This is a genomic window from Streptomyces sp. NPDC002926, from assembly GCF_053591755.1.
Genome location: NZ_JBSFUK010000016.1, coordinates 61428 through 74582, shown reverse-complemented (window position 1 = coordinate 74582; position 13155 = coordinate 61428). Strand labels below are relative to the sequence as shown.

Sequence of the window (13155 nt, the reverse complement as noted above, 5' to 3'; positions counted from 1 at the left end):
CTGCTCCTGCTCACCGCCGCCGTGTCACATCGGGGGCTGTGGAGCGGGCGCCCGCACGGGGTCAGCCCCGTACGCCCCGCAGCGCCATGGACACGGCCGCGTCGGCGATCTCCGCCGGGTCCTCCGCCGCGCCGAGCTCGATACGGCGGACCGCGGCGTCCACGACGCCCTGCAGCAGCATCGCCGCCAGCCGGGGCCGGTCTTGGCCCAGCTCTCCCAGCGCCTCGACGATCATGGCGATCAGCCCGCCGTGCGCGGCGCGGATCTTCTCCCGCGCCCCGGCGTCCAGTTCGCCGGCGGAGATCGCGACGACAGCCCGGTGGCGGCGGTCCCCGACGAGCTCCAGCTGCTGGCGTACATACGCCTCGACCTTGCCCGCGGCCGTGTCCGCCCGCTCCATCGCGGACTCGACCTCCGCCGCCCAGACGGGGAAGTCGACCGCGCAGAGCTCTTCGACGACCGCGGCGCGCGAGCGGAAGTACTCGTAGACGGAGGACCTGGCCAAGCCCGTGCGCTCGGCGAGGGCGGGGAAGGTCAATGCCTCCGTACCGCCTTCGGACAGAAGGGAGCGCGCGGCATCCAGCAGGGCGCCTCGCTGCATAGTCCGGTGCTCGGCCACGGAGGCCGCTCGAATCCTGGGCACGTCTCCACTCTACGGATGTCCGGGGACGCGGCAGGAGGATTCGGCGTCAGCGCCCGACGTCGGCCAGCTTCGCGCGGAGTTGCAGAACCGACTTTGTGTGGATCTGGCTGACCCTGCTCTCCGTGACGCCGAGGACATTGCCGATCTCGGCGAGGGTGAGGCCCTCGTAGTAGTAGAGAGTGACGACGGTCTTTTCGCGGTCCGGCAGGGTGTTGATGGCGCGGGCGAGCAGCCGCCGCAGCTCCCGGTCCTCGGCCACCTCCACCGGGTTGTCGGCGGCGGTGTCCTCAAGGGTGTCCATCAGGCTGAGCCGGTCGCCGCCTTCACCGCCGACATGCAGCAGCTCCTCCAGCGCGACCACGTTCGCCAGCGACAACTGGCTGAAAACCGCGTGCAGTTCCTCGACGGCGATGCCCATCTCGGTGGCGACCTCACACTCGGAGGGCGTACGCCTCAGCTGCGCCTCGAGCGTGGCATAAGCGCGCTCCACGGCCCGGGCCTTCTGCCGGACGGAGCGCGGGATCCAGTCCAGAGCGCGGAGTTCGTCGATCATCGCGCCGCGGATGCGGGTGATCGCGTATGTCTCGAACTTGATCGACCGGTCGATATCGAACTTCTCGATGGCGTCGATGAGTCCGAATACTCCGGAGGAGACGAAGTCCGCTTGTTCAACATTGGACGGCAGCCCCACGCTCACCCGGCCCGCGACGTACTTCACCAGTGGCGAGTAGTGCAGGATCAACTGCTCCCGCAGCCGCTCGTCACCCGTGGCCTTGTACGACCGCCACAGCTCCTCGAGCGACGAGGGAGCGGGGGGCCGCACGGTGCCTCGGGCAGCGGGTGGCACTGCCGCGCGGTCAGACCCGGAGGTGTGCTGGGGCATGCGTTGCCTTGAGCCGTTCTGCTGTGATGGGGAGGGACGAGCGTCTGGGCCGGAATTCTGGTGAGCGTAGCGTGACTGCGGTGTCGCGGTGGGCGAAGGACGGGGGAACGAACCTGTGCGGGTATCTGCCGTCGGCCACACCTTCGAACCGGGGCCGACACCGCGCGCGTCGGTCCCTCGAGTGCCGTCGACGGGGCTCCAAAGGTCATCGGCAACACCTTTTCACCCGAATGCTCCAGGTCAAGCACCGCCTCGCCGCGCGTTCGAGCCGCGGATCGCGCTCTGAGTTAACTGCCAGTTGTCGCCGTGCCGTTCGACAAAACCCAGTGAGTGCAGTTCGTACAGCCTGCCGAGCGCCTCGTCCGCCGTCGTCCCCGCACCACGGGCCACCTGCGCTCCGGCGACCGCGCCACGGGCAGGCAGCGCTTCAAGAACCCGTGCACTCAGGGGATCCAGAAGATCCCTGGGAAGCACGGGTCCCCGGCGGTCGGGAGCGAGCTCTCCGATGTCGCCCACCAGCTCCGCCACTTCGGCGGCATCGGTGACCAGCACGCCCTCCCCGCGCAGCAGCGCATGCACGCCGGCCGAGAGTCCGCTGGTGGCGGGCCCCGGGACCCCCATCGTGAAGCGGCCCAGCTTCTGCGCGCTGCGCGCGGTGGCAAGCGAACCGCTGCGGTACTCGGCCTCGACGACGACGGTGCCCCTGGTGAGCGCGGCGATCACCCGGTTCCGGAGGATGAATCTGCTGGGTGTGGGGTGATCGCCCGGCGCCAACTCCCCAATGACCAGACCCTGTTCGGCGATGCGCCCGATCAACTCGGCATGGCCGCGCGGATAGACGACATCGACCCCGCAGGCGAGCACGGCGACGGTGGCCCCGCCCGCGGCCAGTGCGCCGCGGTGCGCCGAGCCGTCGATGCCGAAGGCAGCACCCGACACCACGACCCAGCCGCGCTCGGCGAGCCCGGCGCCGAGGCTTGCCGCCATATGGGCGCCGTACGGCGTGCAGGCCCTGGCCCCGACGACAGCGACCGAGCGCAGCGCCCATTTCCGCAGGTCGGACCGGCCTCGCACCCAGAGCCCGATGGGTCTGGCGTCACCGAGGTCGTCGAGCTGGGTGGGCCACTCCCGGTCGCCGGGACAGACGAAACGGCCACCGACCGCGGCGACCGCCGCCAGATCGCGGTCGGGCTCGACCCCCGTCGCCCGTATCCGGTAGCCCGCCAGCCGCCGTGCCGAAGCTCCGGTCAGTGCCGGTTCCCCGTGTTCCGGCGAGGTGAGCCTGGCCATGAGCTCCCCGGCCCCCAGCTCGCGCAGCCACCGGCCGCCGTGCTCGTCGCCCGGCTCGATCACCCGGGTCAGCGCTGCTCGCGCCCTCCGCTCCTCGTCCCCCGCTCCCGAGCCCGGCATCATCGCACTCCCCCGTCGGCCGCCATGGGTACGCCTCGCGAGATGCCCGTACGCAGCTCCAGGGCCAGGTCCACGTCGCACGCCTGCGGCCGGTCCCGCCCGGCGAGGTCCGCGATCGTCCACGCCACCCGGAGCACCCTGTCCAGGCCACGGGCCGTGAGCAGGCCGCGTTCCATGTCCCGCTCGGCCGCGGCCAGCGCCCCGGACGCGACCGGCCAGCGCGTCCGCAGCTCATGGCCCGGTACCTCACAGTTGACGCTCCACGGGGTGCCCTGCAGCCGGGCCGCGGTGCGCTCCCTCGCGGCCCGTACCCGTGCCGCGACGGCTGCCGTCGGCTCGCCTCGGCCGCCCTGGCCCAGCAGGTCGACGCGGTCGACCGGCTCGACTCCGACGCGCAGGTCGACACGGTCGAGCAGCGGTCCTGACAGCCGCGCCTGGTAGCGGCGGATCGCCGACGGTGGGCATTCGCACCCGGCGCCGTGCAGGCTGTGCCGTCCGCAGGGGCATGGATTGGCCGCGAGGACCATCAGGAACCTGGCGGGCAGCCGCACCACTCCCGCGCTCCGTGCCACCACCACATGCCCGGATTCGAGCGGCTGCCGAAGGGCGTCCAGCGCCTTGCCCGAAAATTCGGGAGTCTCGTCGAGGAACAGCACGCCCCGGTGCGCCAGCGACACCGCGCCGGGCCGCGGCAGTCCGTTGCCGCCGCCGACGAGCGACTGCATCGTCGCCGAATGGTGCGGCGCGCAGTAGGGCGGCGTACGTACCAGGGGCTCGCCCGGAGGCAGAATGCCCGCCACCGAGTGCACCGCGGTGACCTCCAGGGACTCCCGCCGGGTCAGCGGTGGCAGCACCCCGGGCAGCCGCTCCGCCAGCATGGTCTTGCCGGCGCCCGGGGGTCCGTGCAGCAGCAGATGGTGGCCGCCCGCCGCGGCCACCTCCAACGCCGTGCGTGCCTTGCGCTGCCCGGCGACATCGGCCAGGTCGGGGCCGTCCACCGACTCCATCGCCAGCCCGGTTCCCACCCCCGCGCCGGGCACCATCAGCCCGGCCAGCATGGCGTCCGGACTGCCTTGCGGAGCGGGCTCCTCATCCGGCACCGGCTCATTGGTCAGTACGGCGATGAGCTGCCGCAGAGTCCGTACACCGAGCACGGACACCCCCGGCACCAGTGAGGCCTCCCCCGCGGTCTGTTCCGGGACGACCACCTGCCGGTAGCCGGCCTCGGCCGCGGCGAGGACGGCCGGCAGCACTCCACGTACCGGCCGCACACGACCGTCCAGGCCCAGCTCCCCGATCAGCAGCAGATCGGCGATGTCCTTGGGGTCGATGCGCTCCGCCGCCCCCAGTACGGCGCACGCCACAGCGAGATCAAAACCGCTGCCGCTCTTGGGCACCGATGCCGGGCTGAGCCCCACCGTGAGCTTCTTCTGCGGCCACTCCGCACCGGAGTTCACGATCGCCGCCCTGACCCGGTCCCGGCTCTCCACCAGGCTCTTGTCCGGCAGTCCCACCAGCGTGAACGCAGCCACGCCCGGCTCCAGGTCCGCCTGGACCTCGACCACCACACCCTCGACTCCGACCAGCGCCACGGAACACGCCCGCGCGAACCCCATCTCAGGCCACTCCCCGGGCATGCTCGACGAGCGGCGCACCACGCCTGGGCAGCACCACTCCCACCAGATCGATACGCACGCCGTCGGGCGGCGGCCCGCCGTGCCGCTCCAGCCAGCACTCGGCCAGCCGTCTCAGCCGCTCCGCCTTCCTCGGCGTGACCGCGGCCATCGGATGCTCGAACGAACCCACCCTGCGGGTCTTGACCTCGCAGACGACCACCACATCGCCGTCCCTGGCGACGATGTCGATCTCACCGGCACGCCCGCAGCGCCAGTTACGCGCCAGCACCGTCATACCGGCGTCTGCCAGCAGCCTCGCCGCCAGCTCCTCGCCGTACCGCCCCAGTGCCCCCGTCGCGTTCATATCGGCACCACCTCCGGCACCGACTGTGACGCGTCAGATCCTCACGAGTGAATCTTGGTGGACAACCCGCCCGTTGTGGATAACTCCGTCACCCGGATCAGTCGCCCGGGGATCGGTCACCCGGGCATCAGCCGTCCTGGGGATCAGCTGCCCGGAAGCTCGAGATCGCTCTTGTTGAGCTCCTCGATATTCACGTCCTTGAACGTGAGCACCCGCACCTGCTTGACGAATCTGGCCGGTCGGTACATGTCCCAGACCCAGGCATCCGCCATCGAGACTTCGAAGAAGACCTCACCCTGTACCGAGTGCACCTGCATCTCGTAGTCATTGGTGAGATAGAAGCGACGCTCGGTCTCGATCACATATTTGAACAGCCCGACGACATCTCGGTACTCCCGGTAGAGCTTCAGCTCCATCTCGGTCTCGTACTTCTCGAGATCCTCGGCGCTCATGGCATGTTCCCCTTCAGCCTTGCGTCCCCCCATTGTGCGCCCGCCCCCTGCGCCCCTAGACGATTTCGGGGGCCAGGACCACCGGCACGCTCGGAGGACCCTCGTCGAGCAGCGTGCGCAGCAGCTCGGCGAGCTTGGTCGGATACACCGTCTCACGCGCCGCCGACAGTTCGGCGGAGGTCCACCACCTCAGCCCCGCGATACTGCGCCGCTCAAGCTCCGTCAGCCCTGCCGGGGCGGTCGCCGTCTGCGCCGTACGTGCCAGGAAGTACCACTCGTCCTGGTCCCAGCGGCGTCCGTCGAACGGAAACGAGCAGGTCCGGCGCCAGAGCACCGGCCCCAGCTCCACCTCCGTGACCCCGGTCTCCTCGGCCAGCTCGCGCAGCGCGGCCTCCTCCCGGGTCTCGTCGCCCTCCAGGCCGCCGCCCGGGGTGAACCACCAGCTGTCGGCCGGGTCCCCGGGCTCGAATCCGTGCATCAGCAGAATGCGGTCCTGCGGGTCGAGCAGAACGACCCGCGCGACCTTCCGCGGCTCATCCGACACCGGCAGTCGCTTTCCCCCGCCCGCTGCCCCCGGTGCCCGAGGCTCCCCGCCGCGGCTTCGACAGCCGCCGGGTGACCGGACCGTACGCCGCCCCGCCCACGATCAGCAGGGCGCCGATCGCCACCGAACCGACCACCAGCTTCACCGGTCCCGGCTGCGAAACCCCGCCCGGCAGCGCGGCGAAACCCTGGGGCCGCTCCAGCAGGCCGCCGTCCAGCGGCCAGGCAATGGCGTCCAGTCGAGCCGTGACGGCCGAGCGCGGTACCGACCCGTGTCCGGGGTCCTGGAGGTGTACGCGCGAGTCCAGCGAGCCCATACGCTCGTCGCCGAGCAGGAACAGCTGCCCCTTGGGCACCGTCGCCGTGAAGCTGTTCGAGGCCGGGCCCTTGGCGTGCAAATACGGTTCTTCGATCACCTTGCCGTTGACGGTCAGCCGGCCACCGTCGCCGCAGCAGGCGATCGCATCGCCACCCACGCCGACGACACGCTTCACCATCGGCATGTCGCCCCACTGCTTGTCGCGGAAGACCACGATGTCCCCGCGCCGCACCTGGTCGCCGTCTATACGCTGCGCCAGGACGCGGTCGCCCGGCGCGACGGTCGGGGACATCGAGTCGGTCGGCACGGTGTACGGCTGGTACACCACGGCTCCCCAGATGAACCCTCCGAGGAAGAGCACACAGCCGACGGCCACGGCCAGGCCCGACAGCGCATTGCCGAGCCGGCCGCGGCCGGCTTCCGTACGTCCTGAACTGCTCATCCCAGCGCTCCCCTGCTTCGGAGATCCGGCCCCCGAGAATCCATCGAGTCGATCCTCGGAGATCGGCGATCTGGGACGGCACCCTACCCGGCGGTACGCCCGCCGGTCAGCCTCCCCCTGCGCCGGATCACGATCGGCAGCGCGCCCGCGAGGCCCATCGCCGCGGGAGCCGCGGGCAGAACAGCCGCAGCCGCGTTGATTCCGGGCTGGTCGAAGGTGTCCGGCACCGAGAGCACGGCCCAGCGGTTGACCGGCCAGGCGACCACGACAGCGCGCCCGACGACCTTGTCGACCGGGACGAAGCCGCCGTTCGCATCCTCCATGTGGTACCGGGAGTCCTGGGAGTTCTGGCGATGGTCGCCCATCACCCAGATCCGGTCCTTGGGCACCTTGAACGGGCCGAAGGGCTGGTCGTTACAGGGAGTGTCACCGGGAAAGATGTACGGCTCGTCCAGCGCCTTCCCGTTGACCTTGACCGGGCCGCCCTTTTTGCACTCCACCGTGTCGCCGGCGACCGCGATCGTCCGCTTGATCAGGTCCTTCTCCTCGGCCGACGGCATCAGGCCGATGAAGCTCAGGAACTTCTGCACGGGGTTCGGGGTGGGGGTGGGTTCACCGTCCAGCCAGCCACCCGGATCGTGGAAGACCACGACCTCGCCGCGCTCGGGCTCCGAGCCGAACCACGGGGTGAGCTTGTCCACGAGTACCCGGTCGCCCCGCTGCAGCGTGTTCTGCATCGAGTCCGAGGGGATCGAGAACGCCTGTACCAGGAATGTCTTGATCAGGAGCGCGAGAAGCAGCGCGATACCGATCAGGAGCGGCAGTTCCTTCCAGAAGGATCGCTGCTTCTTCTGTCCCGTACCGCTGCCGTTGGACGGTCCGCTCTCAGCCCTCTCGGCGCCATCCAGACCGCTCGCCCCGGCCGTCCCTTGCGTCCCAGCCGAATCGTCCGTCCCGGCCGGGGGTGACTCGCCGAGTTTCCCGGGCCTGTCCTCGGGCTCGTCGTGTCCGGATCGTGCGCCGACCGCCACGTCCCCCACATCCACTCCTCACTCCGTGCGAACCGCCTGCCCCGAAGACGGAACAGGCCCACTACTCCCATAACGAGCGGGAGTTCCGCAGGGCTCGGGAGCGGGATCATTCCGTTCAGATCCCGAGGGGACACACTATTCGACCCATGGAGTGCCGAAGTCGCCCCGGCGCGCGCGTTCGGCACGGATGCGTACGTTTCCGGTTCTTCCAGCTTCCGCCAGTGGCCGATGGGCCAGCCGATGACGACCGCGCGGCCGACAACCTCGTCCTCCGAAACCGTGCCGTGGTCCCTCTCGTCGAGGTGGAAGCGCGAGTCGGCCGAATTGGACCGGTGGTCACCCATCACGAAGATCCGCCCGGCCGGAACCCTGACCTCGAACCTGATCGTCGAGGGAACGTTTCCGGGGTTCAGATACGGCTCGATGAGCGGTACGCCGTTGACGGTGATCCGACCGTCCTTGTCGCAGCACTTCACGGTGTCGCCGCCGACCGCGACCACCCGCTTGATCAGGTCCTGCTCGTCGTCCGACGGCAGCAGCCCGATGAAGGTCAGTCCCTGCTTGGCCTGTTTGACGCCGATCGGGTCGTCCTTCTGCTGCTCGTTCGGCGGCAGCCAGCCGCCGGGGTCCTTGAAGACGACGACATCGCCGCGCTGCGGCCTGGAGCCGAACCACGGGGTGAGCTTGTCCACCAGCACGCGGTCCTGGATCCGGATCGTCTGCTCCATCGAGCCCGACGGGATCACGAAGGCCTGCACCAGGAATGTCTTCAGGACCAGGGCGATCATCAGCGCCACCGTGATCAGGAGAGGTATCTCCTTCACGGCCGACCGGCGGCGCTTGCGCTTGACCTTCTGTGCCAGCCTGCGCCGGTCCGCACGGCCCGGCAGCGTCCTGGCGCCGTCCGTGGGCCGCGTCCCGGTGGGCAGCCGGGTGTCCGCCCGGTGGCTCGCACTACGCCCGCGCTTACCCATGTGCTCCGCCCGGCATTCGACCCGGATCGGGCACGCCGGAGAAGGTGTCGGTCGGCTCCAGCGAGGTCCAGCGGCCCACGGGCCAGCCGATCCAGTCCGCCCGCCCGATCACCTTGCCGACGGGCACCATGCCACCGCCGGGCTCGCCGAGATGGTCGCGGGAGTCGCGGGAGTTGCTCCGGTGGTCTCCCATGACCCACAGAGTGCCCTCGGGCACGACGATGTCGAAGGGCACCTCCGAAGGCACGTCGCCGGGGTGCAGATATCTCTCGTCGACCGGTACGCCGTTCACCTCGACCCTGCCCCCTTTGTCGCAGCAGACCACACGGTCACCGCCCACACCCACCACGCGCTTCACGAAGTCGGTCTCGGACGGCTCGGCCAGCCCCAGTGCCGCGAATGCCCCGCGCGTCAGCCTGCTGACCGGATTTTCCTGCACGCCCTCTTGCACGAAGGATCCCGTGCCGTCGAAGACGACGACGTCCCCCCGCTCGGGCTCGGAACCGAAACGGTACGCCAGCTTGTTCACCAGCACCCGGTCACCGACCCGCAGGGTGGACTCCATGGAACTGCTCGGGATCTGGAAGGGCTGCAGCACGAAATGACTGAACAGCAGCACGAGCACCGTGCACGCGACACCGAGCAGCCCCGCCCCACGCCAGGACAGCCCGGAGAGACGTTTGTGCAACCGTGCCAAGGGCCGACGGGAACGCCTCTCGGAGAGGCGCGTCGAACGCGCGAAGCGCGACCCCTCTCCCTCTTCCCCGGCTTCGGGGACGGAAGAGCGGTCGCGCTCCGTGTGCTTCGCTTCGGTGTCCATCGGCCCAGAGCCTATCCGGCCGCCCTGTGACGCGGTTGCTCCAAAGCTGAGCGCGAGGTGTGAGCCGGGGCTCAGTTGTCGCGCTTCTCCTTGATCTTGGCAGCCTTGCCGCGCAGCTCGCGCAGGTAGTAGAGCTTGGCGCGACGGACGTCACCGCGGGTGACGAGCTCGATCTTCTCGAAGATCGGGCTGTGCACCGGGAAGGTGCGCTCGACGCCGACGGAGAAGGAGACCTTGCGGACCGTGAAGGTCTCGCTGACGCCCGAGCCCTGGCGGCGGATGACAACGCCCTTGAACTGCTGGATACGCGAGCGGTTGCCCTCGATGACGCGCACGTGGACGTTCACCGTGTCGCCGGGACGGAAGGCGGGGACGTCGCTGCGCAGCGAAGCGGCGTTGACGTTGTCGAGCAGGTGAGTCATGTTGGTCTGCTTCCTCGCCGATGCCACAGGTCATCAGCGGAATGATCGAGATGAGAGTCGGGGTGCTGTTCGCGTCGGGCGGGCGTCGTTCCCCCTGTGGCAGGGGCGCCGACCGGACGTACAGCAGCGGCCTATTCTTCCACGGCCTCGGGCCTGCGCCAAAATCCACCGCCGGGCTCCGGCGACCAGCCCAGGATGGAGAGGATCTCCCGGTCCTTCTTGTCGAAGGCGGCCGGGTCGCAACGCTCAATCAGATCGGGCCTGTTGAGGGCTGTACGGCGGAACGCCTCGTCCCGCCGCCACCGGGCGATTCTGCCGTGGTGCCCGCTGACCAGCACGTCCGGAATCGCGCGACCGCGCCACTCGGGCGGCTTGGTGTAGACGGGCCCCTCCAGCAGATTGGCCATCGCGCCGGGTGCGAAGGAGTCGTCCCGGTGCGACTCGGCGTTGCCGAGGACACCGGGCAGCAGCCGGGCCACCGCCTCCGTGATCACCAGTACGGCCGCCTCGCCGCCGGCCAGGACGTAGTCGCCGATGGACACCTCATGGACCGGCATCCGGGTCGCGTACTCGTCGATGACCCGGCGGTCGATGCCTTCGTAGCGGGCGGGGGTGAAAATCAGCCATGGCCGCTCGGCGAGCTCGACGGCGAGCTCCTGGGTGAAGGGACGGCCGCTGGGAGTGGGGACGACGAGGACGGGGCCGTGCGCGCCGGCCTCGTAACCGCTCGCCAGCGCGTCGTCGAGGGAGTCGCCCCAGGGCTCGGTCTTCATGACCATGCCGGGGCCGCCACCGTAGGGAGTGTCGTCGACGGTGTTGTGCCGGTCGTACGTCCACTCCCGCAGATCGTGCACATGGACATCGAGTTGCCCACGCGCGCGTGCCTTGCCCACCAGCGACAGGTTCAGCGGTTCCAGGTACTCGGGGAAGATCGTGACGACGTCGAGCCGCATCAGGCATCGTCCTCAGACACGTCCCTCGACGAAGCGACCTCGGCCTCGCTTTCGTCGATGAGCCCCGGCGGCGGGCTGATGACGGCGCGCTGCTTCTCGAGGTCGATCTCGGTCACGATCGCCTCGACGAAGGGGATCATCAGCTCACTGCCGTCCGGCCGTTCGACGATGAACAGGTCCTGCGAGGGCAGATGGGTGATCTCGGTGATCCGGCCGATCCCGGTGCCGTCGGCGAGGACCACGTCAAGGTCCATCAGCTGGTGGTCGTAGAACTCCTCGGGGTCCTCCGGGACCTCCTGAGGGTCCACCTCGGCGATGAGCAGGGTGTTGCGCAGGGCTTCGGCGGCATTGCGGTCCCGTACGCCCTCGAAGCGCAACAGCAGCCGGCCGCTGTGCACCCGGCCGGTCTCGATTGTCAGCGGTCCGGTGGAGGCCGGGTCGGTGGCCAGGACGGCTCCGGGCCCGAGCCGCAGCTCCGGCTCGTCCGTACGTACCTCGACGGTGACCTCGCCCTTGATCCCGTGGGCGCGGCCGATCCGCGCGACTACCAGCTGCACTGCACTCCTTCGCGGCTGAACCGCCGCCGCTCTCGCGGCCCGGGTTCCCACCGTCGTGGTTCCTCGATTGATGATTGCGGTCGTGGACTCATGGTCGCAAACAGCCACGGGCCGGGAAGGACCGAAGGCCCTCCCCGGCCCGTGCCGGTGTTGCGTATGTCAGCGAACCTGGTCCACGTCGACAAGGTCGACACGGATGCCACGGCCGCCGATGGCGCCCACGACGGTGCGCAGGGCGCGTGCGGTGCGGCCGTTACGGCCGATCACCTTACCGAGATCGTCGGGGTGTACCCGGACCTCGAGCACGCGACCACGGCGCAGATCGCGCGAGGCCACTTGCACATCGTCCGGGTTGTCGACGATGCCCTTCACGAGGTGCTCGAGAGCCTCCTCGAGCATGCTCAGGCCTCGGTCGACTCGGTGGACGCAGCCTCGGCCGCGTCTGCCTTCTTGTCAGCCTTCTTCGCCTTCGGGGTGATCGCCTCACCCTTCGGCTCGTCGCCCTCGAGGGCCTTGCTGAAGGCCTCGAACGCGGCGCGCTTGTTCTTCGGCTCCGCGACCAGCAGCGGCGCCGGGGCCGGCAGGCCCTTGTGCTTCTGCCAGTCACCGGTGAGCTTCAGGATCGCGAGGACCGGCTCGGTCGGCTGGGCGCCGACGGACAGCCAGTACTGGGCGCGCTCCGAGTTGACCTCGATGCGCGAGGGGTTCTGCACCGGGTGGTACAGGCCGATCTCCTCGATGGCCCGGCCGTCACGGCGGGTACGGGAGTCGGCGACGACGATGCGGTAGTGAGGCGAACGGATCTTGCCCAGACGCTTCAGCTTGATCTTGACTGCCACTGGAGTGGTGTCTCCTGGTCTTGACGTGATTGGGCACAACGAGATGCCACGTGGGGTTGCGGTACTCGGGGTGCCCGATGGACGCGTCAGCCGGAGGCGAGAGGGTTCCTGTGCGGCTGTCGAGTACAGCTAGCCATTGTGCCACACACCTGCGGTGCACTCTCGCCCGGCCTGCGTCGCCCCGCCCCCGTCGGCGGCGCGATACCGGCGGGCGGACGCGGTCAGCTCGCCGCGCCCACTACCTCCGGGATCCGGAAGGGCTTCCCACAGCCGCCGCAGACGATCGGCGCCTGGGCGAGAACCGAGGGTACGACCCGGACATTGCGGCCGCAGTCGCATACGGCCTTGACGCGCACCCCGCCGCCTGAGGAGCCGTGGCGGGCGGCAGGCCCGCGGAAACTGCGCTTGGTGTCGGCGGCCGTGGCCACCGTGTGCGCCTTGAGGGCGCGCTGAAGTCTCTCGATGGTGGGGCGGTACCGCCGCTTCGCCTCGGGATTGAGTACGACCAGCGAGAAGCCGCTGCTGGGATGCGGCTCATCCACATGGTCCAGGCCCATCTCCTCGGCGATCGCCAGGAATCGGCGGTTGTGGTAGCGGCCGGCGCGGGAGGTGTCGCGGACACCTCTGGCGGCGGCGATGCCGTGGACTGCCTCGTGAAGCAGTCGCTCGAAGGAGAGCTCTGCGCCGCAGGCGGACGAGGACTCTCCGATCAGGGACTCGGGCGCGGCAAGATCCGGCAGCTCGGGGTGGTGCCGCTGAATATCGGCCCACGCCTGTGCCAGCTCTGCGGCGAGAACAGGTGGTGTCGTGCTCACGTCGTGATAACGAGCCGAAGCGCTCGCGGGTTCCATTCCGGGGCATCCCAAATATTTTGCACGTACCCGTCA

Annotated in this window: 16 protein-coding genes and 1 pseudogene; all 17 read right to left on the bottom strand. The window is 69.6% G+C overall.

What is annotated here, in order from left to right; genetic code table 11:
- Window positions 1–61: 61 nt before the first annotated feature.
- A complete protein-coding gene (locus ACWDZ6_RS22720) occupies window positions 62–619 on the bottom strand; it encodes a TetR/AcrR family transcriptional regulator (RefSeq protein WP_366732307.1) in 558 nt (185 codons plus the stop codon).
- Between the two features lie 70 nt (window positions 620–689).
- On the bottom strand, window positions 690–1526 hold the full coding sequence (gene whiG / locus ACWDZ6_RS22715; RefSeq protein ID WP_366732262.1) for an RNA polymerase sigma factor WhiG: 837 nt from the start codon (window positions 1524–1526) through the stop codon (window positions 690–692).
- 240 nt (window positions 1527–1766) lie between these two features.
- On the bottom strand, window positions 1767–2936 hold the full coding sequence (gene dprA / locus ACWDZ6_RS22710) for a DNA-processing protein DprA (RefSeq protein WP_451504284.1): 1170 nt from the start codon (window positions 2934–2936) through the stop codon (window positions 1767–1769).
- The gene (locus ACWDZ6_RS22705; RefSeq protein WP_451504283.1) at window positions 2936–4552 is read right to left on the bottom strand and encodes a YifB family Mg chelatase-like AAA ATPase; all 1617 of its coding nucleotides are present in this window, start codon (window positions 4550–4552) and stop codon (window positions 2936–2938) included. The genes dprA and ACWDZ6_RS22705 overlap by 1 nt, the downstream gene beginning before the upstream one ends.
- Window position 4553: 1 nt before the next feature.
- Entirely contained in the window at window positions 4554–4916 is a 363-nt protein-coding gene (locus ACWDZ6_RS22700; RefSeq protein WP_366732265.1) for a YraN family protein, read from the bottom strand.
- Between the two features lie 143 nt (window positions 4917–5059).
- Window positions 5060–5368, bottom strand: coding sequence for a DUF2469 domain-containing protein (locus ACWDZ6_RS22695; protein ID WP_005311352.1), 309 nt, complete (start codon window positions 5366–5368; stop codon window positions 5060–5062).
- Between the two features lie 55 nt (window positions 5369–5423).
- Window positions 5424–5912 (bottom strand): NUDIX hydrolase, encoded by a 489-nt coding sequence (locus tag ACWDZ6_RS22690; RefSeq protein WP_366732266.1) that lies wholly within the window; start codon window positions 5910–5912, stop codon window positions 5424–5426.
- Window positions 5902–6672 carry a signal peptidase I gene (gene lepB / locus ACWDZ6_RS22685; protein WP_451504282.1) on the bottom strand — a complete coding sequence of 257 codons (771 nt, stop codon included), beginning with the start codon at window positions 6670–6672 and terminating at the stop codon, window positions 5902–5904. Before lepB (ACWDZ6_RS22685) ends, ACWDZ6_RS22690 begins: the two co-directional genes overlap by 11 nt.
- 83 nt (window positions 6673–6755) lie before the next feature.
- Window positions 6756–7712: a signal peptidase I gene (lepB, locus tag ACWDZ6_RS22680; RefSeq protein ID WP_389185622.1), complete on the bottom strand. Its 957-nt coding sequence runs from the start codon at window positions 7710–7712 to the stop codon at window positions 6756–6758.
- Window positions 7621–8677: pseudogene (gene lepB / locus ACWDZ6_RS22675) on the bottom strand (signal peptidase I); the annotation flags it as partial. The pseudogene lepB (ACWDZ6_RS22675) and the gene lepB (ACWDZ6_RS22680), both read right to left, overlap by 92 nt.
- Window positions 8670–9497, bottom strand: a complete 828-nt coding sequence (gene lepB, locus ACWDZ6_RS22670) for a signal peptidase I (protein WP_451504281.1) — start codon at window positions 9495–9497, stop codon at window positions 8670–8672. The gene lepB (ACWDZ6_RS22670) and the pseudogene lepB (ACWDZ6_RS22675), both read right to left, overlap by 8 nt.
- Window positions 9498–9568: 71 nt before the next feature.
- Window positions 9569–9919 carry a 50S ribosomal protein L19 gene (rplS, locus tag ACWDZ6_RS22665; protein ID WP_366732269.1) on the bottom strand — a complete coding sequence of 117 codons (351 nt, stop codon included), beginning with the start codon at window positions 9917–9919 and terminating at the stop codon, window positions 9569–9571.
- Window positions 9920–10050: 131 nt separating this feature from the next.
- On the bottom strand, window positions 10051–10872 hold the full coding sequence (gene trmD / locus ACWDZ6_RS22660) for a tRNA (guanosine(37)-N1)-methyltransferase TrmD (RefSeq protein ID WP_326652893.1): 822 nt from the start codon (window positions 10870–10872) through the stop codon (window positions 10051–10053).
- The gene (rimM, locus tag ACWDZ6_RS22655; protein ID WP_366732271.1) at window positions 10872–11429 is read right to left on the bottom strand and encodes a ribosome maturation factor RimM; all 558 of its coding nucleotides are present in this window, start codon (window positions 11427–11429) and stop codon (window positions 10872–10874) included. Before rimM ends, trmD begins: the two co-directional genes overlap by 1 nt.
- A 159-nt stretch (window positions 11430–11588) precedes the next feature.
- The gene (locus tag ACWDZ6_RS22650; protein WP_014153811.1) at window positions 11589–11828 is read right to left on the bottom strand and encodes an RNA-binding protein; all 240 of its coding nucleotides are present in this window, start codon (window positions 11826–11828) and stop codon (window positions 11589–11591) included.
- A 2-nt stretch (window positions 11829–11830) separates the two neighbouring features.
- On the bottom strand, window positions 11831–12268 hold the full coding sequence (gene rpsP / locus ACWDZ6_RS22645; protein ID WP_326652890.1) for a 30S ribosomal protein S16: 438 nt from the start codon (window positions 12266–12268) through the stop codon (window positions 11831–11833).
- A gap of 221 nt (window positions 12269–12489) precedes the next feature.
- Entirely contained in the window at window positions 12490–13083 is a 594-nt protein-coding gene (locus ACWDZ6_RS22640) for a hypothetical protein (protein WP_326652889.1), read from the bottom strand.
- Between the last annotated feature and the right edge of the window lie 72 nt (window positions 13084–13155).